Source organism: Nonomuraea sp. NPDC048916 (assembly GCF_040649575.1).
Taxonomy (GTDB): Bacteria; Actinomycetota; Actinomycetes; order Streptosporangiales; family Streptosporangiaceae; genus Nonomuraea.
Map to the genome: position 1 here is coordinate 162,400 of NZ_JBEZFS010000010.1, position 20,824 is coordinate 183,223.

General features: G+C 71.0%; 18 protein-coding genes. 8 read left to right on the plus strand and 10 right to left on the minus strand.

Annotated elements, in window-relative coordinates; genetic code table 11:
• The first annotated feature begins 87 nt into the window (after positions 1-87).
• Positions 88-270, plus strand: coding sequence for a hypothetical protein (locus tag AB0C16_RS12690; RefSeq protein WP_357681905.1), 183 nt, complete (start codon positions 88-90; stop codon positions 268-270).
• Here AB0C16_RS12690 and AB0C16_RS12695 read toward each other — a convergent pair.
• From AB0C16_RS12695 to AB0C16_RS12705, 3 genes are all read right to left on the minus strand, one after another.
• The gene (locus tag AB0C16_RS12695; protein WP_357681907.1) at positions 249-1,163 is read right to left on the minus strand and encodes an ROK family protein; all 915 of its coding nucleotides are present in this window, start codon (positions 1,161-1,163) and stop codon (positions 249-251) included. The genes AB0C16_RS12690 and AB0C16_RS12695 overlap by 22 nt on opposite strands.
• Complete coding sequence (locus AB0C16_RS12700) at positions 1,163-2,059, minus strand: hypothetical protein (protein ID WP_357681909.1); 897 nt, start codon at positions 2,057-2,059, stop codon at positions 1,163-1,165. Before AB0C16_RS12700 ends, AB0C16_RS12695 begins: the two co-directional genes overlap by 1 nt.
• A 194-nt stretch (positions 2,060-2,253) precedes the next feature.
• Positions 2,254-6,435 carry a glycoside hydrolase family 38 C-terminal domain-containing protein gene (locus AB0C16_RS12705; RefSeq protein WP_357681911.1) on the minus strand — a complete coding sequence of 1,394 codons (4,182 nt, stop codon included), beginning with the start codon at positions 6,433-6,435 and terminating at the stop codon, positions 2,254-2,256.
• Positions 6,436-6,566: 131 nt separating this feature from the next.
• Here AB0C16_RS12705 and AB0C16_RS12710 point away from each other — a divergent pair, with 131 nt between their 5' ends.
• On the plus strand, positions 6,567-7,412 hold the full coding sequence (locus AB0C16_RS12710) for a bifunctional methylenetetrahydrofolate dehydrogenase/methenyltetrahydrofolate cyclohydrolase (RefSeq protein WP_357681913.1): 846 nt from the start codon (positions 6,567-6,569) through the stop codon (positions 7,410-7,412).
• Here the strand turns inward: AB0C16_RS12710 and AB0C16_RS12715 are convergent.
• From AB0C16_RS12715 to AB0C16_RS12730, 4 genes are all read right to left on the minus strand, one after another.
• Positions 7,409-8,566 (minus strand): MFS transporter, encoded by a 1,158-nt coding sequence (locus AB0C16_RS12715; protein ID WP_357681915.1) that lies wholly within the window; start codon positions 8,564-8,566, stop codon positions 7,409-7,411. The genes AB0C16_RS12710 and AB0C16_RS12715 overlap by 4 nt on opposite strands.
• 9 nt (positions 8,567-8,575) lie before the next feature.
• The gene (locus AB0C16_RS12720) at positions 8,576-8,788 is read right to left on the minus strand and encodes an aldehyde dehydrogenase family protein (protein ID WP_357681917.1); all 213 of its coding nucleotides are present in this window, start codon (positions 8,786-8,788) and stop codon (positions 8,576-8,578) included.
• 72 nt (positions 8,789-8,860) lie between these two features.
• A complete protein-coding gene (locus AB0C16_RS12725; RefSeq protein WP_357681919.1) occupies positions 8,861-9,730 on the minus strand; it encodes a MurR/RpiR family transcriptional regulator in 870 nt (289 codons plus the stop codon).
• A complete protein-coding gene (locus AB0C16_RS12730; RefSeq protein ID WP_357681921.1) occupies positions 9,727-11,175 on the minus strand; it encodes a glycoside hydrolase family 3 N-terminal domain-containing protein in 1,449 nt (482 codons plus the stop codon). The genes AB0C16_RS12725 and AB0C16_RS12730 overlap by 4 nt, the downstream gene beginning before the upstream one ends.
• A gap of 156 nt (positions 11,176-11,331) precedes the next feature.
• Here AB0C16_RS12730 and AB0C16_RS12735 point away from each other — a divergent pair, with 156 nt between their 5' ends.
• Positions 11,332-12,861 (plus strand): family 10 glycosylhydrolase, encoded by a 1,530-nt coding sequence (locus tag AB0C16_RS12735; RefSeq protein ID WP_357681923.1) that lies wholly within the window; start codon positions 11,332-11,334, stop codon positions 12,859-12,861.
• Positions 12,862-13,048: 187 nt separating this feature from the next.
• Here the strand turns inward: AB0C16_RS12735 and AB0C16_RS12740 are convergent, their stop codons facing one another.
• A complete protein-coding gene (locus AB0C16_RS12740; protein WP_357681925.1) occupies positions 13,049-13,699 on the minus strand; it encodes an FHA domain-containing protein in 651 nt (216 codons plus the stop codon).
• Positions 13,700-13,879: 180 nt separating this feature from the next.
• Between AB0C16_RS12740 and AB0C16_RS12745 the strand changes: the two genes are divergently transcribed.
• The 3 genes from AB0C16_RS12745 to AB0C16_RS12755 are packed head-to-tail and all read left to right on the plus strand — an operon-like array spanning position 13,880 to position 16,638.
• Positions 13,880-15,055, plus strand: a complete 1,176-nt coding sequence (locus AB0C16_RS12745; protein WP_357681927.1) for a citrate/2-methylcitrate synthase — start codon at positions 13,880-13,882, stop codon at positions 15,053-15,055.
• 18 nt (positions 15,056-15,073) lie between these two features.
• Complete coding sequence (locus tag AB0C16_RS12750) at positions 15,074-15,367, plus strand: DUF3017 domain-containing protein (protein WP_357681929.1); 294 nt, start codon at positions 15,074-15,076, stop codon at positions 15,365-15,367.
• 53 nt (positions 15,368-15,420) lie between these two features.
• Complete coding sequence (locus AB0C16_RS12755; RefSeq protein WP_357681931.1) at positions 15,421-16,638, plus strand: NADP-dependent isocitrate dehydrogenase; 1,218 nt, start codon at positions 15,421-15,423, stop codon at positions 16,636-16,638.
• 386 nt (positions 16,639-17,024) lie between these two features.
• Here AB0C16_RS12755 and AB0C16_RS12760 read toward each other — a convergent pair whose 3' ends face one another.
• Positions 17,025-17,927: an SMP-30/gluconolactonase/LRE family protein gene (locus AB0C16_RS12760; RefSeq protein WP_357681933.1), complete on the minus strand. Its 903-nt coding sequence runs from the start codon at positions 17,925-17,927 to the stop codon at positions 17,025-17,027.
• Positions 17,928-17,976: 49 nt separating this feature from the next.
• Between AB0C16_RS12760 and AB0C16_RS12765 the strand changes: the two genes are divergently transcribed.
• Together AB0C16_RS12765 and AB0C16_RS12770 are read left to right on the plus strand one after the other, a co-directional pair.
• The gene (locus tag AB0C16_RS12765) at positions 17,977-18,414 is read left to right on the plus strand and encodes an Lrp/AsnC family transcriptional regulator (protein ID WP_357681935.1); all 438 of its coding nucleotides are present in this window, start codon (positions 17,977-17,979) and stop codon (positions 18,412-18,414) included.
• A 350-nt stretch (positions 18,415-18,764) separates the two neighbouring features.
• Entirely contained in the window at positions 18,765-19,787 is a 1,023-nt protein-coding gene (locus AB0C16_RS12770) for a polysaccharide deacetylase family protein (protein ID WP_357681937.1), read from the plus strand.
• Between the two features lie 8 nt (positions 19,788-19,795).
• Here the strand turns inward: AB0C16_RS12770 and AB0C16_RS12775 are convergent, their stop codons facing one another.
• Positions 19,796-20,803 (minus strand): hypothetical protein, encoded by a 1,008-nt coding sequence (locus AB0C16_RS12775; RefSeq protein WP_357681939.1) that lies wholly within the window; start codon positions 20,801-20,803, stop codon positions 19,796-19,798.
• Positions 20,804-20,824 lie beyond the last annotated feature (21 nt).

Here is a 20,824-nt window from a genome sequence, read left to right on the forward strand (position 1 = left end):
GCTCTTCGGCCGAGTAGGCAGCGAACGGACGGCGAGTGCGGTTAATCTATGTGCCTCGCCGTCTGTTTATTCCTGCGGAGTCCCCTTATGGCGCTGTTTGACTCGATCCTGCACACGTTCGTGACCGTGAACGGACTGGCCACCAACCCCATCGCGCTTCTGGCCCTGGGCCTGGCCGGCGCCTACCTCGGTGGTCGTGTCGTCGAGGTCATCCCGTTCACTCGAAGGATCATCGAGCGGCGCGAGGCTCAGCTCGCCGAGCGCGAATAGTCCCAGGCCAGCTTGGCGGCCCCGGCCAGCGCGGCCCGCACTCCGAGCGTCGACGGCCGCACCCGCACCGCCCTGACGAACGCCAGCCCCGCCACGTCGTCCAGCGCCCGTGTCAACGGCTCGAACAGGACGGGCCCGGCCGCCGAGACGCCGCCGCCGATGACGACGCTGGTCACCTCCGCGGCTGCCGCCGTCGAGGCGATCATCCCGGCGAGCGCCCTGGCCCCCCGCTCGAACGCCGCCACCGCGACAGGCTCTCCCGCCGCGGCGTCGCGGGCCAGCGCCCGCGCGTCGGCGGGGGATCCGTCCGGCGCCTTCCAGCCGTTGCCCAGCGCCCAGCGCACCAGGTTGGGGCCGCTGGAGTAGCGCTCGACGCAGCCGCGCCCGCCGCACTCGCATCGTTCGCCGTACGGGTCCACGGTCATGTGACCGACATGCCCGGCATTGCCGGTGGGGCCGAGCAGCGGCGCGCCGTCGATCACCAGCCCGCCGCCGATGCCGGTGGACACCACGATCCCGAGCAGCGACGCGCTGCCACGGCCGGCGCCCAGCCAGTGCTCGCCGAGCGCGAAGCACTGCGCGTCACCCGCCAGCACGGTCGGCAGCCCGGTCAGCCGCCGCACCTCGTCGCGCACCGGGAAGCCGCGCCAGCTGGGCATGTTCACCGGGCTGACGGTCCCGGCGGCCAGGTCCAGCGGCCCGGCGCAGCCGATCCCGGCCGCCTCCGGGACCGGCTCCCCGCCGCTCACCTCGCCGATGAGATCCGCGAGCGCGGACATGACGTCCGTACGCGGCGTCGGGCGAGTGGCGGAACGCGAGACGGAACCGGCCTCGTCCACCAGCGCGGCGGCGAGCTTGGTCCCTCCGATGTCGACGGCGAGGACGCGGGACATCAGTGCTTGTGGTGGTTGTCGGGCTGGCGGGGGTCGCCAGGATGTTCGAGACCGGGCACGAGTCGGATCCTTTCGGCACGCTGCTGGTCGAGCCAGCGGGCGAACGCGCGTCGCCGCGCCGCGCCCTCCGGCAAGTCGTCGGCCCGCTCCGGCGGCGGGACGGGCTCCGGGCGGGCGATCGCGACGTGCCAGCCCAGTGGGTCCTCCACCGGCCCCACCAGCGCACCTTCGGGCGCGGCGCGCAGGGCTCGCGCGATGGCCGCGGGCAGGGATCCCAGCGTCACGGCGCCCAGGGGTTCGAGGTCACCGGCAGTGGCCTCCGCCGCCCGGGCGCGGTCGCGAAACAACCCATGCCACACGGCGAACCGCTCGGCCCCGGCGCCCGTCCGCGCCAATGCGGGCGGTCGTTCGGGGACCGACGATGCCTCGGCCCGTCGCGCCTCTGGGGCCCGCCGCGCCGGCGTCGGTCGCGGGACGGGAGCCGGTCGCGTTTCGGTGGTGCGCGGGTCGGGGGCCGGTGGCGTTTCGGTGGTGCGCGGGTCGGGGAGTCCGGGACGGCGCCACTCGGGGGGTACGTCCACCGCCGCCGTGACGTCCTCGAATACCGCGCGCACCCAGGGGCTGCCGTTGTAGGCGGAGGCGTTGATGGAGCCCAGCTCCACGGCCGCCACCCGGTCGAGCGGGCCGCCCTCGACCGGCGCGAGGCCACGGGCCGCCCCCTCGTCCTCGCAGAGCGCCTCGGTCAAAATGACCTGGGCCATCCACCGGGCCAGCTGCCGGTCCTCGGAGCTCCCGGGCGTGGGCAGTGCCCCGGCCAGCGGGCCGCCGCGCAGCTCGCCGATTCGCCGATCCAGCCGCTCTCTCGGGATCGCCCGGCCGCCGACCCATCCGATCACCGGTCCGTCCCCGGGCCCGATCACCGGCCCGCCCTGGGGATCGATCACCGGTTCGCCCCCGGGCCTGATCACCGGTCCGTCCCCGGGATCGACCGCTGGTCCGTCCCCGGGATCGACCGCCGGGCCGACCGGGGCGCGTCCAGGCCCGGCCTCGGGTCCGACCGCGGGATCGGTCGCGGTCGGTCTCCGGGGGGTCATCGGGTCACCTCCAGGCGGATGGCGGGGGTGTACTGGCAGCGGCCGAACCACATGACCTTGACCATGGCCCACGCGTGCCCGGCCGGCGCGTCCTCGGGCACCTCGACGGGGAAGCCGACGTTCGCCGACTCGCCCGGCGGCAGGCTGAAGCCCCGGATGACCTCGGGCAGCAGGTCCCAGGTGCCCCACGGGGCGGCGAGCTGGGCCTCGCCCCTGATCTCGCCGGCGGTGCCGTTCGTGAGCCGTACCTGGATCGAGGCGCGGTCACCGGGACGGAGGGAGAGCGACTCCCCGACCGGCGAGACGGAAAGGCCCGTGGCGGGGCCCTCGGTGGCCCGGGTGCCGTGGATCGCCTGGCCCGGGGCCGGCAGGGGGCCGGAGGCGGGTGGTAGGGGGCCGAGCACGACGGTGGTCACGTCCTCGACGAGCTGGCCGCCCACGGACGTGCGGGCCGAGACGAAGTGCGGGCCACGGCCGGAGGACGGTGTGACGGTCACGGGGAAGCGCAGGTGGCCGCCCGCTTCGAGGCGGAAGACCCGCCGGGTGGGCGTGGCGGTCCAGCCGTCGGGGACGAGCAGGTCCACCACCCCCTCGTGCGGCGCGTCGACCAGGTGTGACGCGACCACCACCGACACCTCGAACGCCTCCGACGGCGTGACCAGGCCGGGGGTGACGGCGATCGACACTGGCAGGTAGCCGAGCGGAGCGGGCCCCTTGTTGTGCAGCCAGTACCGGCTGTAGACGGGCTGCGCCACCTCGCCGGTGACTCCCAGCTCGGGCAGTGCCTCCACGGCCGGGGCCTGCCGGCCGGGATGGGCCGCTCCCACTTCCGGCGCGGGCGGCGGGGCGGGGACGAGGAAGGTGGCGACCTCCGCTCCGCTCAGGACGAGGTCGTCCACCGACTCTCCGGGCCGTTCCAGCAGGTCCGAGCGGGTCAGCCGGTCGAGGGGCAGGACCGGCGAGTGGAGCTCGGCCGCCGAGCCGAGGCCGGTCGACTCGACCAGCCGGATCGTGAGGCCCAGGTCGTCGTGGTGGGCGAGGCCGTGGGCGTGCGGGTTGCCGGTGGCCTTGAGGGTGCCGAGCAGCACGTCGCGGGCGGGCTCGACGCCGAGGAGCGAGTGGACGGCCGGCAGCTCGCCGCCGGGCCCGTCCACGACGCGGGGGAGCAGCGGGGTGATGAAGTCCTGGCCGGCCGCGGGCAGCGTGCGGGCCCGCCAGTCGCCCTCGCCGCCGGCCAGCGCGTACGAGAACTCGTGCGTCCAGTGCTGGAGTTGGAAGGCCGATCCGTCGGGCGCCGTGCGGTGGGGCGGGTCGAGCCAGACCCCCGACGGCCAGCCCGTGCAGGAGCGCATCAGCGACAGGTGCAGCGCCCCCGACGGATCGACCGCGAAGCCCGGCAGCCCGTACGTCAGCAGGGCGACGGTCCGGTCCTCGAGCCGTTCGCCGCCCAGTGGGCAGACGGCCTCGATCGTCGCGTCGGCCAGGTCGTCGACCAGTAAGGACACCCCCGCCGGCACCGGTCCGGCGACGATCAGGGCGGGCAGGGCGCGCACGTCGCGCAGGTCGGCGCCCGGCTGCCAGACCTCGGTCAGCGGCCGTTCGGCGGGCACCCAGACGACCCGCGCGCCCGACTTGAGCGCGTCGCGGTAGGCGGGGTCGCTGCGGTCGAGCAGTTCGGCGGCGAGCGGGTTGTCGTCGGGCCCGCCCAGGATGACGCGCACGTCGGGCAGGTTGGAGTCGACATCCAGCCAGCCGTAGCGGGTGCCGGTCGCGGACGAGGTGGTGGCGGTCACGCCCGCGCGGGCGAGTGCCACCACCAGGTCGCGGGCCAGGGGCGCGTCGTCCAGGCCGGGCACGACCACCTCGGCGACGCCGAGCGCCCGCGCGCCCGCCTCTCCGAGGTCGACCCTGGCGGTGGCCGACAGGCCGAACCAGGTGTTGGCCGGGTTGTCCAGGGTCCACGGATGCTCGGCGGAGTCCACGTCGGGCAGCGCGAACCCGCGGCCGACCACGGCGCCCGCGACGTCGGAGACCGGCAGCGCGCCCTCCACCCGCGCCGGGAAGCGGACCCTCAGCAGCCGGTCGGCGCCGGTGTGGTCGAGCATCCGGGTGCTGAAGTCGATCCGCTCGGAGCCGGTCAGCAGGGTGGTCACCTGCTCGTAGGCGAGGTCGCCGACCCGGCCGGTGACGGTCAGCCGCTGCCCGAGGGGGCTCACCTCGGCTCGTACGGCCTGTGCCTCGGTCTCGCCGGAGCCGGTGACGCGGCCGGTCGGCATGAGGTGCCAGGGGCCTTCGCCCATGTCGGGATGCTGGGGGTATTCGTCGTAGAGGCGCAGCTCGTTGCCCAGCCCGGTGAGCAGTTCGCGCCGGCTCGACAGGTCGACGATCGAGGTGAGGCCGCCGCCGTGCGACGGGTCGGCGGTGACGCGCCAGCGTTCGTTCTCGATGGTCGTGCCGTCGAGGGACCGCCAGGTGCCAGCTTCGCCGTCGGTGAGGGGGTAGGCGCGCCAGCCCATCGAGGGGATGTCGCGGGCCAGGAAGGTCAGCGTGCCGTCTTCGTACACGGCCGGGGCGTCGCCGACTCGCCGGCCGGGAGCGAGCCGTACCCTGACCAGGCCGTCGCGGGCGAACGGCAGGGTGTTGGTCACCACGACGCTCGGCCCGTCCACGGCGATCCGGCCGGTCAGGGCGTCCAGGGCGCGGTCGCGGGCGTCGGCGGCGAGGTCGTGCGCCTCGCGCCAGCCGGTGAGCAGGTCGATGTAGACCTGGTCGGACTCGGAGCCGGTGATCGCGTCGTGGTGGGCTCCGTAGGCGAGTTGCCGCCACACCTTGTCCAGCGCGGTGTGCGGGTAGCGGCCGAGGCCGAGCAGCGCGGCGAACGCCGACAGCCGCTCGGCGTCCAGGGCCGCCACCTCGGCGGCGCGCTGGGCCTGCTTGGTGTCGATGTAGGAGACGTCCTTGCCCGTGTAGACAGGGTTCATGTCACGCGTCTGCGGACTAAATGCTGATATTTCGCCCCGAACGGCCTGAAGGAAGTCCTTCGGCGTGCTGCACACGAAGCGCGGCCAGACGTAACGCTCGGCCCAGGAGCGGTGGATGTCGGTCACCCACTTGTTCGGCGGCGTGTAGTCGGTGCCGACGGGCAGCAGGATGTGCCGCGAGGCGGCGACGGGCTTGAGCGACCGGTAGAGCCGGTAGGCCGCTTCGGACGCCTCCTCCAGCGTCGGCGACGAGTCCATCCACCAGCCGGCCGAGTAGTGCGCCGGCATGTAGTGGGTCAGCACGCCCAGCCCCGACGGCGAGATCCACTCGAACTCGCTGGGAAACTGCATCAGGGCGGCGTCGTCCTTGGCCGCCCCGAAGTTCTTGGAGATCGGCCCCCACTGGTGGAACGGCCCGCGCGCCCACGCGCTGCCGGACAGCCCGGCCGCGGCCAGGTAGCCGGGAAACTGCGGGTCGTGCCCGAAGACGTCGAGCTGCCACGCCGTGCGGGGATCGCCGCCGAGGATGTCGCGCTGGTAGCCGATGCCGTAGACGATGTTGCGGATCGTCGTCTCGGCCCCGGTCAGGTTGGTGTTGGGCTCGTTGTAGGTGCCGCCGACCAGCTCCACGCGTCCCTCGCGGAGCAGCGTCCGCAGGTCGGCCCGCCGCTCGGGGTGGGTGTCGAAGAACGGTTTCAGATAGTCGACCTCGGCCAGCACGAAGCGGTAGTCGGGATCCCGCAGGGCCAGCTCGATATGCGCCTCGACCAGCGCGAACGCGTTGCACTCCCACAGCGGCCGGGTCGTCGGGTCGCCGGCGAGCAGCTCCCAGGGGCTGGTGTAGGCGGCCTGGGTGTTCCACCAGACCGGGTCGTAGTGGAAGTGCGACACCATGTGCATCGTCCAGCCGGGCCGCTCGGCGGTGACCTCGACCTCCAGCGTCTCGTCGCCGAGCGTGACCCGGCACGGGACGGCGTCGCCCGGCGGCGCCGTCACGGCCAGCGGCACCTCCAGGGTGAGCGTGCCCACCCCCGGGGGCACGCTCACCGCCTTCGCGCACGAGACTCCCCGCCCCTGGACGTCCAGGGGTGTCTCGACGGCGCCCCGCGTGACTGTGACCTTCAACACCTGGTGCGGCTCGGCCTCCGAACCGACGAACAGGTCCGTCGGCTCCGCTAAGAGCAGGCGTGCGGGCAAGAGAACTCCTCGGGGGGCGTGGGTCCGGCGAGCGTCACACTATGCGTTTCCAAGATCAATGACAACGATGTCAGTACGTCCGGCAGGGCCCCGGCACCGGCCCCCTCGCGGGCGTGGAAGGATTGCGTGACATGAGCGCAGTGAAACTCGACGGCAAGGCCACCGCCGCAAGGATCAAGGCAGACCTGGCGGCCAGGGTGGCCGCGCTCCGAGCCCGCGGCATCACACCCGGCCTGGGCACCGTCCTGGTCGGCGACGACCCGGGCAGCCAGATCTACGTGGCGGGCAAGCACCGCGACTGCGCCGAGGTGGGCATCGCCTCCATCCGCGTCGACCTCCCGGCCACCGCCACGCAGGCCGAGGTCGAGGCCGCGATCGACGAGCTCAACGCCTCCCCCGAGTGCACCGGCTACATCGTCCAGTTGCCGCTGCCCAGACACCTCGACACGATGGCCCTGCTCGAGCGGATGGACCCCGCCAAGGACGCCGACGGGCTGCACCCGATCAACCTCGGGCGGCTGGTGCACATGGTCGACGCCCCGCTGCCCTGCACGCCCCACGGCATCGTGCTGCTCCTCCAGGAGTACGGCGTGCCGATCAAGGGCACCGAGGTGGCCGTGGTCGGCCGCGGCATCACGGTGGGCCGCTCGCTGGGGCTGCTGCTGACCCGGCGCAGCGAGAACGCCACCGTCACCCTGTGCCACACCGGCACCCAAGACCTGGCCGGCCACGTGCGCCGGGCCGACATCGTGGTGGCCGCCGCCGGGGTGCCCGGCCTCATCACCCGCGACATGGTCAAGCCCGGCGCCGCCGTGCTCGACGTGGGCGTCTCGCGGGTCGACGGCAAGATCGCCGGCGACGTGGCTCCCGACGTGGCCGAGGTGGCGGGCTTCCTGACGCCCAACCCCGGCGGCGTCGGCCCGATGACCCGCGCGCTGCTGCTGTCCAACGTGGTCGAGGCGGCGGAGCTGCGTTAGTCGGGCCGTGGCCGGCCCGCGAAGGCGCCGGCCACGAGCTGCGCCAGGCAGGCCGCCATCGCGACCAGCAGGGGCACCGTCCAGCCGCCCGACGACTGCCGGAGCACGCCGATCAGCAACGGCCCGAGCGCGGCGAGCGCGTAGCCACACGACTGGGCCACCGCCGACAGGGCCGTCACCGACGAGGCGTCCGGCGCCCGCAGCGTGATGATGAGCAGCGCCAGCGAGATCGACGCCCCCTGTCCGAGGCCCAGCACGATCATCCACAGCCACGGGGTCGTCGTGGGCGCGACGAGCACCCCGGCGTAGCCGGCGACGGTCAGCAGCGCCGCCACCACCACGTGCGGCACCTGCGACCGCCTGCGCCCCGCGTGTACGGGCACCGCCAGCGTGGACACCACCTGGGTCAGGTTGGTCAGGCTGAGCAGGTAGCCCGCCTGGTCCGCGGGCAGCCCGGCCTCCTGGAAGATGGTCGGCAACCAGGCCAGCACGATGTAGAAGGTCAGCGACTGCAGGCCCATGAAGGCCGTCACGTACCACGTGACCCTGTTCCTTATCAGGGCGGCGAAGGGCCGCGGCCCGCCCGCCGGCCCCGCCTGCCGCCGGTACGCCTGGGGCAGCCAGAGCAGGGCGGCGGCCAGGGCCGGCAGCGCCATCATGGCCGTCACCCCGCGCCAGCCGTAGCCGGTGGCCCGTTCCAGCGGGATCACGAACGCGGAGGCCGCGGCCGCCCCCACCACCAGACCCGAGACGTAGATCGAGGTGTAGAGCCCGATGCGGTCGGGGAAGTGCTGCTTGACCACGCCGGGCATGGCCACGTTCATGACGGCGATGGCCGTGCCGGCCAGCGCGGCGCCCAGGTAGAGGCAGAAGACGCCGTCGACCGTGCGCAGCACGATTCCGAAGGCCAGCAGCAGCAGGCCGGCGAACAGGGTCCGGTCGAGCCCGATCCTCCTGGCCAGCTCGGGCGTGACCACCCCGAACACGCCGAGGCAGACCACCATGACCGTGGTGATCGCCCCGCCGCCCGCGGGGGACAGGCCCACGTCGGTCATGATCTCGTCGAGCAGCGGTGACACCCCGGCGAGCGCGGGGCGCAGGTTGAGCGAGGCCAGGACGAAGCCGGCCAGCAGGAGGGTGGATCTTCGCGACATCAGCGACATCTAGCAGGGATGGGCCGCGATGTCTCCTCGCAGGGTGACCCACTGCGTCTCGGTGGACGCCTCGACGCCGGCCCCGGAGCCGCCGAACCGCACGCCGGCGCCGGAGCCGCCCACGCCTCCGAAGGGCGGGACCGCCTCATCGTCCACAGTCTGATCATTTATGTGCACGATACCCGTCGGCGCCAGGCCGGCCGGCGCGAGCCCCTTCAGCACGCCCCGGGTCAGGATGCCCGGCGACGGGCCGTCCAGCCGCCGTGGAAGATCGCGCCGGTCCGGAGCACTGCGTCAGCGGCGCCGGTAGCGGTCGGTCGCCTCCCGGGTGGCGCGGATGGCGGCGTCGGCCTTGTCGTACGTGCGCTGGGCCAGGCCGACGAAGAGGCAGTCGACGATCAGCAACTGGCTGATCCGGCTGGCCAGCGCCCCCGGGCGGAAGGCGGTCTCGCGGCCCGCCGACACCAGCGTGTGGTCGGCCAGCTCCGCCAGCGAGGAGCGCGGGTTGTTGGTGATCGCCACCACCAGGGCGCCGGCCTCGGCCGCGGTACGGGCCGGGACCAGCACGTCGGGCGTCTCGCCGCCGCAGCTGATGCCCACCGCCACGTCACCGTCGTGGAGCAGGGCGGCGCTGGTCAGGGCGAGGTGGGCGTCGCTGAACGGATGGCTCGACAGGCCGATCCGCAGCAGCTTCTGCGACATGTCGGCGGCCACCAGACCCGAGGCCGCGACGCCGTACACGTCCACGCGGCGGGCGGCGGCGATGGCTTGCACCACCTCGCCGAGCTTGTCCGGGTCGAGCTGGGCGGCCGTGTCGGCGAGCGCCTCCGACTCGGCCCGCGCCACCTTGGCGATCACGTCCGTGAGCGGGTCGTCGGGGCCGAGGTCGCCGGGCACCAGCCGCTCGGGCTCCTTGGCCACGGCAGCCGCCAGCGCGAAGCGCAGCTGAGAGTAGCCGGCGAAGCCGAGCGCCCGGGCCGTGCGGACGACCGTCGCCTCGCTGGTGCCCGACACCGCGCTGAACTCGGTGATCGTGCTCCGCACGACCAGCCTCGGGTCGGCCAGGATGATGCGGGCGATGGCCTGGGCCGCTGGGGTGAGCGACGGCAGCACCGCCCGCACCGCCGCGACGGGGTTGGCGGGTTCGGGGACCCGGTCGGTCATCGCGTCAGCCATTCGGCGGCCGCCCGCGCCGAGACGCGGGACACCCCGTGCGTGGCGAGGTGGGCGGCCCCCGAGGGCGCGTCGGGGATGCCGGTGTCGACCACGATCGTGTCGGGCCGCAGCCGGACGGCCTCCGCCACCCTGTCGCGCACCCACGGATGGCGGGCGGCGTCGTGCACCACCAGCACGACCGGCCGCTCGCCTACGGATGCCCGTCCGCCCAGCGGGGGCAGGTCGCCTCCCGGCTCCAGTTGCACCCGCTCGGTGCCGGGCAGCAGGGCGGCGAGCGCCGCGGTGATGCCGGTCGGCGTCGCCGGGTCGACGGCCTTGCTGAAACGCGTGTTGACCTCCACGACCAGCGGCGGCTCGGTCAGCCTGGCGGTGCCGGTCGTGGTCAGCGCGGCGCGGGCGGCGTCGAGGCCCACGCCGGGATCGGCGTCGGCCACGGCCTTCGCGCGCCGCGCCGCCTGACCGGCGTACCAGTCGGAGACCGCGCGCACCCGCGCGGCCGCCTCGGCGAGGCGCTCCTCGGCCAGGACGCCCTCGCGCACCGCCGCCACGATGGCGCCGGTGATCTCGCGCAGGCTCTCCTCGGTCGACAGGCCCACGCAGATGGCGTCGGCGCCCGCGCCGAGCGCCCGCACCGCGATCTCGCCGGGCGGGAACATCGCCGCCACGGCCTCCATCTCGATCGCGTCCGTGACCAGCATGCCCTCGAAGCCGAGTTCGCCCCTGAGGAGCTCGGTCAGGATGGCCCGGCTGAATGTCGAGGGCGTGCCGGGATCGAGCGCGGGGATCAGCAGATGACCGCACATGATCGACTGGACCCCGGCCTCGATGGCGGCGCGGAACGGCGGCAGGTCGCGTTCGGCCAGCAGTTCACGGGAGGCGTGCACGGCCGGCAGGGCCAGGTGCGAGTCGGTGATCGTGTCACCGTGGCCGGGGAAGTGCTTGGCGCACGCGGCGACCCCGGCGCCCTGGACCCCGGCGATGTAGGCGACGGTGTGGCGGGCGACGAGATCGGCGGTGGGACCGAACGAGCGGACGCCGATCACCGGGTTGGCCGGGTTGGAGTTGACGTCCGCCGACGGCGCGTAGTCGAGGGTGATGTCGGCCTCGGCGAGCATCCGGCCGATCTGGCGCCCCACCCGCTCGGTCAGCGTCACGTCGTCGACCACGCCGAGCGCGCGGTTGCCGGGGAAGGAGCTCCCGTTCTCGACCTCCAGCCTGGTGACCGTGCCGCCCTCCTCGTCGATCGCGACGACGACCCCGGGGTGCTCCGCCCGCAGCTCCCGGACGTGCCCCGCTCCCGGTTCGTTGCGGGCGAACAGCACCGCGCCGCCGAGCCCCTCGCCCAGGGCCCTGCGCAGCCAGTCGGGGGGCGTGGTGCCCTCGTAGCCGGGCTGGAGCACCGCCAGCGCGAGTCGGCGCAGGTCAGCCGTCATGAGACCTCCTCGGTCGGCCTCATGACCAAGAGGCGGTGTTCGATGATGACCTCACCCCGATCGGTCGTTCGGCATTTTCCTTCACCATTATTGATCCGAAGGTAATTTTCTGCCATCGTCGCCCTGGACACAACCACTTCCGAGAGGCCACCCCCCATGCCCAGCAGAAGGACCGTTTTAAAGGGTCTCGCCCTCGCCGCCGCCGCATCGGCCGTGCCGCTGCCCGCTTTCGCCGCCGCCGACCACGTCCCGCCGCTGCGCCAGATGCGCGGCATGTGGATCGCCTCGGTCGTCAACATCAACTGGCCGTCGAAGCAGGGGCTCACGGTCGAGGAGCAGAAGGCCGAATACCTCGCCTGGCTGGACCTGGCCCAGCAGCGCAAGCTCAACTCGGTGTTCGTGCAGATCAGGCCGACCGCCGACGCGTTCTGGCCGTCACCCTTCGAGCCGTGGTCACACTGGCTGACCGGCACCCAGGGGCAGGACCCCGGTTACGACCCGCTCGGGTTCGCCGTGGAGGAGACCCACAAGCGCGGCCTGGCCTTCCACGCGTGGTTCAACCCCTACCGGGTCTCCATGCAGGCCAATCCGGCGCAGCTGCACCCCGACCACCCCGGCCGCAAGCACCCCGACTGGATCCTGCCGTTCGGCGGCAAGCTCTACTACAACCCGGGCATGCCCGAGGTCCGCAAGTTCTGCCAGGACGCCATGCTCGACGCGCTCATCCGCTACGACATCGACGGCCTGCACTTCGACGACTACTTCTACCCGACCAACACCACGGCCTTCGACGACAGCGCCGCGTTCGCCGAGCACGGCGCGGGCTTCCCCGACCTGGCCACCTGGCGGCGGCACAACGTCGACCTGATGGTCTCGGAGATGCAGCAGCGGGTCCGCGAGGTCAAGCCGGAGACCGCCTGGGGCATCAGCCCGTCGGGCATCTGGCGCAACAAGGGCACCGACCCGCTCGGCTCCGAGACCAACGGCGGGCAGTCCTACGACAACCTGCACGCCGACACCCGCGGCTGGGTGAAGAAGGGCTGGCTCGACTACATCGCGCCGCAGCTCTACTGGTACATCGGGCAGCCGCCGGCCGACTACTCCAAGCTCGTCCCGTGGTGGTCGGACGTCGCCGACGGCACCGGCACGCTGCTGTGGATCGGCCAGGCGGCGTACAAGGCGGGCGACCCCGCCCAGGCGGCGGAGTGGCAGAATCCGGCCGAACTGTCCAAGCACCTCACGCTCAACCGGAACCACCCGCAGATCTCGGGCGACATCTGGTACAACGCCAACGACCTGCGCGCCGACCGGATCGCCTCGATCAGCACGGCCGTCAACGACCACTACACGCGCCCCGCGCTCGCGCCGGTGCTGCCCCGGCTGGCCGGCGGCGAGCCTCCGCGGCGGCCCGCGATCGCCTACGCGCTGCGCCGCTCCGGCGGGGTCGAGGTGCGCGCCGTGGCGACCGGCCAGAACGAGCCGTTCCAGTTCGCCATCTTCCGCTTCCCGGAACGGGCCTCCTCGGCCGCGTTCGCCGACGCTCGCAACCTGGTCGCGGTCGTCCCCGGTGACCGGCAGATCCGCTGGCTGGACCCGGAGGGCAAGTGGGGTGACCACTACTACGCGGTGGCGGTCGACCGGGCCAACCGCACCAGCGAGCCGAGCAACGGCTTCCGCGTCATCTAGCCGGACGAACACGATCGCGAACCCGGGCACCGTCGTGCCCGGGTTCGCGGGCACGACGACACCGACGCCCTTGCCGGGAGACCGGCACGGTGCGCGTGCGGGCATGCCTCATCAGCCGATGACGTTGGGTTCCGGACGGCTCACACTGCCGGAACCCCTCGCCGTGGCCCCGGTCGCGATCCGCTCGCTAGGAAGCCCTGCGTCCAGCCGCCGATGCCTGCTGCTCGGCCGGAGTGGCGCCTGTCCGCTGTGGTGGCACCACAGGGGTCGGGCGCACCAGGCCCAGCGCGACGACCTCGTTGGCCAGCCGCGTGCGCCGGTTGGTGCCCTCCGGGATCCGGAACTTCTGATAGAGCCGCAGCAGATGCTGCTTCACCGCGGCTTCGGTCACGACCAGGTCGTCGGCGATCTCGCGTGCGGTCGCCGGCGCCACGAACGCCTCGTCCGACAGCGCCGGCCTGCAGAGCGAGGTCAGCACGTCGACCTCGCGTCTGGTCAGCTCGGGCGCCGCCGCCCTGCGGAGTTCGACTTCGGGCGTGAAGTCCTCGCGAGGAATCCCGCCGATGCGACCGCGTGCCGCTCCGAAGGAGACGACATCGCCGTCGTCAAGGACCCTCCGGGCGATCGGCCTGCCATTCACCCGCGTGCCGTTGCGGGACAGGCCCAGGTCAACGACATACAGGTAGGGTCCTCGCCTGACGAACTCGGCATGGAGTCGAGACACACTCGGATCGGTCAGCCGGATGTCGACACCGCGGCCCCTCCCCACCGTCGTGATCTCGGGGCGCAACGGGACCACCTCGCCGGTGTCCTCGATGCGTATGAACGGCCCCTCCACGGCAGTTCCTCCCCAGGTAGCCCGCCGTAACTATTACTACAGCTCCGGCTTACCCAACCGAGGGGATGCGGAATCTCCTTTGCCATAAGCAGAATCCCGCATGAAATTGGTCTGGACCTTTGCGGACGGTTTTGCCTGCTCACAGGTAGACTTCCAGCGAAGAAAAGCGGAGGAAACATCATGAAACAGAATTCCTCAGGCGAGGGGGCCTCGGGAGGCGGCGGCCCCCAAGTAGTGGCGGACAAGCCCACGAAAGGCCTGGCCGACGTCGTGGCCGCGTCCACAGCGCTCAGCGACATCGACGGGAAGGCCGGCCGGCTCTTCTATCGTGGATACGACATCCACGACCTGGCCGGCCGAACAACGTTCGAAGAGACAGCCCATCTGCTCCAGCGCGGCAAGCTGCCGAACAGCGAGGAGCTCGAGACCTACGGCGCCGAGCTGGTGCGCGGACGAGAGCTCGGCGCGCTCGTCTCCGCCAACATCGGAGAGATCGCCGAGAAGCAGAAGCCGATGGAGGCGCTGCGCTCGCTGGTCTCCCTCTCCGGCGCCGACGACCCCGACAAAGACTCCATCGCCCCCGAGGCCAACCTGCGCAAGGCCGCGCGGCTGACCGCACAGCAGCCCCTGCTGGTCGCCCGCTATCACGCCGCCCGCACCGGCGGCGACGTCCCCGACCCCGACCCCGCCCTCAGCATCGCGGCGAACTTCCTCCTGCAGGTGACCGGGCGCACCCCCGCCCAGCGCGAGGTCGACATCTTCGACACCTGCCTGGTGTTGCACGCCGACCACACCATGAACGCCTCCACCTTCGCCGCCCGGGTCTGCGCGGCGACCCTGTCGGACATGCACTCCGCCATCGTGGCCGCCATCGGCACCCTCAAGGGCCCGCTGCACGGCGGCGCCAACGAGCAGGTCATGAAGACCCTCGAGTCGATCTCGCCCACGGGCGTGGCCCAGGCCGTGCGCGACAAACTGGCCGCCGGCGAGAAGATCATGGGCTTCGGGCACCGCGTCTACAAGACCGAGGACCCGCGGGCCACGCACCTGCGCAGGATGTCGCAGGAGCTGGCGGAGTCGACCGGCGACGACACCTACTTCCGGATGTCCAAGGAGATGGAGGAGGTCGTCTTCGAGACGAAGGGCCTCTATCCGAACGTCGACTTCTACGCCGCATCGGTCTATCACTACCTCGGCATACCGACAGACCTGTTCACGCCGGTATTCTCGATCAGCCGCATGTCCGGATGGACGGCCCACGTGATCGAGCAGCATGCCGACAACCGCCTGATTCGCCCCGACAGCGAATACATCGGAGAGCGTGACCAGAAGTGGAAGCCCATCGAGGAGCGATGAGCGAGAACGAGCAGGGCGTTGAGCCGTAGCTCTGAGAGCTGGGGACCGTACCCGCTGATCCTGGCGGGTGCGGTCGTCGCCGTTGCCGTGACCTTCCTGGTGGACCCGCGGTGGGGTGGGTTCACCCTCGGCGCCGTCGTGATGGTCGGCGCCGCGCTCCGCTTCTCCGGCTACGGCGGGCAACTCGCCGTCCGCAGCAGGCGAGCCGACTCCGTCACGCTCGGCGTCTTCGGCTTCGTGCTCGTCCTGACCTCTCTCCTGCTGGAGAACAACGCGCTCAAGGGGCTATTGATGTCCCTTTTCGCACGTTGATGAGGCGGTCCGATAGCCTCAAAGCATCGATTCATTGAAGGGGAACCATTCGCATGCCCAAGATCAAGGTGGAGGGTCCGGTCGTCGAGCTTGACGGCGACGAGATGACCCGGATCATCTGGCAGTTCATCAAGGACCAGCTGATCCTTCCCTACCTCGACGTCGACCTGAAGTACTACGACCTCGGCATCGAGCACCGCGACGCCACGGACGACCAGGTCACGATCGACGCCGCTAATGCCATCAGGAAGTACGGTGTCGGCGTCAAGTGCGCCACCATCACCCCCGACGAGGCCCGGGTCGAGGAGTTCGGCCTGAAGAAGATGTGGAAGTCCCCCAACGGGACCATCCGCAACATCCTGGGCGGCGTCATCTTCCGCGAGCCGATCATCATGTCCAACGTGCCGAGGCTCGTGCCCGGCTGGACCAAGCCGATCGTCGTCGGCCGCCACGCCTTCGGCGACCAGTATCGCGCCACCGACCTGAAGATCCCCGGCGAGGGCAAGCTCACGCTGACGTTCACCCCCAAGGACGGCACCGAGCCGATCGAGCTCGACGTCTACGACTTCCCGGGCAGCGGCGTCGCGATGGCGATGTACAACCTGGACGAGTCGATCCGCGACTTCGCCCGCGCCTCCATGCGTTACGGCCTCGCCCGCGACTACCCCGTCTACCTCTCGACCAAGAACACGATCCTCAAGGCCTACGACGGCCGGTTCAAGGACATCTTCGCCGAGGTCTACGAGACCGAGTTCAAGGCCGACTTCGAGAAGGCCGGCATCACCTACGAGCACCGCCTCATCGACGACATGGTCGCCGCGGCGCTCAAGTGGGAGGGCGGCTACGTCTGGGCGTGCAAGAACTACGACGGCGACGTCCAGTCCGACACCGTCGCGCAGGGCTTCGGCTCGCTCGGTCTGATGACCTCCGTGCTGATGACGCCTGACGGCCGCACCGTCGAGGCCGAGGCCGCTCACGGCACCGTGACCCGTCACTACCGCGAGCACCAGAAGGGCAACCCCACCTCCACCAACCCGATCGCGTCGATCTTCGCGTGGACGCGTGGCCTCGCCCACCGGGGCAAGCTCGACAACACCCCCGCGGTGACCGAGTTCGCCGACACCCTCGAGCGGGTCTGCGTCGAGACCGTCGAGAGCGGTCAGATGACCAAGGACCTCGCGCTCCTGGTCGGCGGCGACGCCAAGTGGCTGACCACCCAGGACTTCCTGGCCGCGCTGGACGAGAACCTCAAGAAGAAGATGTCGGCCTAGTCGAACACGGCCTCCACCTGCGGTTTTACCGCAAGGTAGGGGCCGTTTCGCATGCCTGGGCCGTCTGTGGGCCGTCACGGCGTCGGAGCGGGCGCCCGCTTGCACGAGCGCGGTCTCAGTGGACGTCGTTAGCTCGGGCGGCGTACGTCGCCGCTCTCCTGAGTGAAGATCAGGTGTCGGGTCACCTGCGCTCCGTTCGCGTTCCCCCAGGGAAGGGTGATCTCGACCGGCGGGAAGCGTTGCGGGTGCGCCCTGATCGCGTCGGCGATGGGGCACCGCGAAGATTCTCTCGGTGGGACGCCGAGTTCCGGCAGGGTCGGCACGCGCCGCCGGGCGGGGACCACAGGCGCAACTGGACCGACAGCCAGTGATCAAGCGAGGAGGGTTCACTTCGCGCCTGCGAAGGTCACGCGGATGGAGTAGAGATCCCCGGCCGAGTTGGTGATGAACAGGTTGTTTCGCCTGATGCCGCCGAAGGTCAGGTTGCTGGCTGCCTCGGGCAGCAGCAGCTTGCCGATCAACGTGCCGTCGGGGTCGTAGCAGTGCAGCCCGTCGAGGGCCGCGGCCCAGATCCGTCCGTAGCAGTCGAGCCGTATGCCGTCGAACCAGGCTTCCGCGAACACCCTGCCACCCTTGAGACTGTCGCCGGCGACGTCGAACACTCGCAGGTGCCGCTTGCGGGTGTCGACGACGTAGAGTTGCGACTCGTCGAGGGAGAAGGCCAGGCCGTTGGGGCGGACGAAGTCGTCGGCGACGACGGTCGGTTCCCCTGTGCCTGGGTCAAGGCGGTAGACGTGGTCCGCGCCGATCTCGCTCTCGGCGGGTGCGCCCTCGTAGTAGCCGGTGATCCCGTACCGGGGATCGGTGAACCAGATGGAGCCGTCTGACTTGACCACGACGTCGTTGGGGCTGTTGAGCCTCTTGCCCCGGTAGTCGTCGGCCAGGACAGTGATATCGCCGTTGTGCTCGGTCCGCGTGACGCGGCGGGCGCCCTGCTCGCAGGTGATCAGCCGCCCCTCGCGATCGACGGTGTTGCCGTTGGCGTTGCCTGACGGGCAGCGGAAGACCCCGACCGTGCCGGTGGTCTCATCCCAGCGCAGCAGGCGGTCGTTGGGGATGTCGCTCCACACCAGATAGCGGCCGGCCGGGAAGTAGGCGGGACCTTCGGTCTTCCTGCTTCCGCTATGGAGCACCTCAACATGAGTGTCTCCGTCATAACCGGTGAACCGCTCGTCGAGCGTCTGGAACTCCGCCCGGAATCGGCCTATCGTCAACTTCCCTTCAGTCATATGATAGTTGTACCGAATATTATCAGGCTATGACAAGGTTGCACTGAACATGGATCAGATTGACCGTGCGCTGATCGCACAGTTGCAGCGAGACGCGACACAGTCCTACGCCGCACTGGGGCAGAGCGTCGGCCTGTCTGCGGGTGCCGTTCACGAGCGGGTGCGGAAACTGCGCGAGCGGGGGGCGATCCGCGTCACGACCGTGGACGTGGACCCGAAGGCCCTGGGCCTGGGAGTGCTGTCCTACGTCATGGTCGACTCGAACGCCTGGATGGGCGACTCGGCAGCGGCCTTCGCCGCCCTGCCTGAAGTACAGGAGGCGCACGTCATCGCCGGTGCCGCCTCGGTTTTGCTGAAGGTCCGCACCCCGACGACCGAGCAGTTGCAGGACGTATTGCGCCGAATCTACGACATTCCGGGCGTCTCTGGCACGCAGGCGATCGTCGTGCTGGAGACCTTCTTCGAGCGTCCGATTACCGTCGGCTGATCGCCAAGCAGGAGGCACGACTGAGCAGCAGCGGCCGGTGAATCGGACGTCAGGCGGGCCAGGATCTGGCCGCGGAGCGCCGAAGTCGCCCTGTGCGAGGACGGACTGCGTGCTGCCACACCATGGTGCTGACCGACGCACGTACTCCACGTCGGCGTGGCGGCGTCACAGTCCCTCAAGAAGAAGACGGCTTGATCATCCGCTGTGAAGGGGCCGCCTGAGGGCGGCCCTTTTCGCTGTCCGGGACATCTCTTGGCGGGCGGCGGGCGTGGCGCAGTTGATCAACTGGGTAGGAGCCTTCCCGTAACAGTCGTGCGCGTCTCGGGGGGGTTCGGATGCGACTGCGTTTGATGACTGGGGTCGGTTTGGTCGCGGTCGCCGCGATCGTGAGCGGCTGCGGCGACGAGCCGGTCATTCAGGCCAAGAGCACCAAGGCCGACACGGCGGCCAAGGTCCAGAAGGCGCAGGCGGCCAAGGTCGCCGCCGCGGCCAAGGCCAAGGCCAACGAGCTCGGACAGGTGCCCGTGCTGATGTTCCACCGGGTCATCAAGAACCCGTCGACCACCGACGACCGCACTCCCGAGCAGTTCCGCTCGGACCTCGAACGACTGGTCCGTGACGGGTACGTGCCGGTCACCGCGGCCGAGTTCGTCACCGGGAAGATCGACATCCCGGCGGGCAAGCACCCCGTCGTGCTCACCTTCGACGACTCCTCGCCCTCGCAGCTCACGCTGGACGAGATGGGCCAGGTCAAGCCCGACACGGCGATCGCGATCCTGCAGGACGTGGCGGCCAAGAATCCCGGCTTCCGGCCGGTGGCGACGTTCTACGTGACCCGCGACATGTTCGGCAAGATCGGCAAGGAGGAGCAGGCGCAGACGCTGCAGTGGCTCAAGAACAACGGCTTCGACATCGGCAACCACACGCGCGACCACATCAACCTGCGCGGGCGGTCACGCGAGGAGGTCATGGAGCAGATCGGCAGCATCGCCCAGGAGATCGGCGCCCTCGCCGCCGTCAAACCGGTCACGATCGCCCTGCCGTACGGCAACCAGCCGAGCACCAAGGAGTGGGCCGCGCGCGGCAAGTTCCACGACACGACCTACAAGCACAGCGGCGTCTTCCTGGCCGGCTACACGCCGTCGCCGTCGCCGTTCAGCAAGTCGTTCGAGCCGCTGGGCATCCCGCGCATCCGCGCCATGGACAAGAAGGGCGACTGCACCCAGTTCTGCTCCACGGCCTGGCTCGACTGGCTGAAGAGCAACCCGGACATGGTCTACACCTCTGACGGCGACGTCAGCACGGTCGCCTATCCCAAGTTCAAGAACCCGTTCCTGCGCACCTCGTACAAGACCTGGGCCCTGCCGTACTAGCTGGCGTACTAACGGACGCTGCCCAGCACCAGCGCGGTTTCCATCGGGTTCAGCGGCAGGTCGACCACGTCCGGGGTGCTGATCTCGATCGGGCGCATGGCTCCGTCCGTCGGATCGAGCAGATGGTAGGCGCCGTTGTTCCTGGCGTCGGCCGTCCTGACCACGAGCGCGTTCTCGCCCTCCCAGCGCAGGATCTCCGCGATCTGCCGGCCGGTCGGCTGCCGCGGCACGACCGTGCGTGCGGGGTGCCCCTTCGACGTGCCGACCAGGACGACACCCGTGGTGACCACGCCGTCGGGGGCGATCTCCCTGGCCAGCGTGGCCAGTGTGCGTCCCGAAGGGGAGAACAGGTCCTTCGCCAGGTTGCCCGGCAGGACGATCCGCCGGATGACCTCGCCACGGGGTGAGCGAATGACGAACGACGCCGTGGAGACATGCCCGGGCAGGCGGTCCGTGCTCCGCTCGCGCACGAGGGCGAGCCCGGCCGCCGTCCAGCCGACGACCGTCTCGCCGCCGGGCAGGCGGGTCACGGTGCCCCGCTCGATGTCCACGATCAGCGGCCGCTCCAGCACCACCTCGTCGTTCTTGTCCAGGTGGTCGCTCTGGACGAGCAGGTGGCGGCCGTCGAGGGAGAGCAGCGGGGGCCGGCCTCCCAACAGCTCACCGATGGAGTCCTCCCCTTTCACCGGGAGAGTCCTGGTCGTTTCCGCCTTCAGATCGAGGACGACGAACCTGCCTGCCGTGGCGCTCCAGTGGGCCGCGCGCAGGCCGTCCGGGCTGAGCGTCAGGGAACCACCGTCTCCGGCGTCGGGCAGCCACCGGCGCTCGCCGCGGGCCGACACCAGGATCCAGTGATCGCACGCGTCGGTGCCTTCGCAGGAGGGCGCGTACGCGTACCGGATGGGGGCGGGCGTCGGTCCGGTGAGCTTGTGCGCGGCGGGAGCGGACGCGCGCTGCTCCGTCGCCGTGCGGACGAACTGGGGCGGCGGCTCGGCTCGCAGGGAGCGGTGACCCACGCGGCGGCCAGGAGCGCCAGC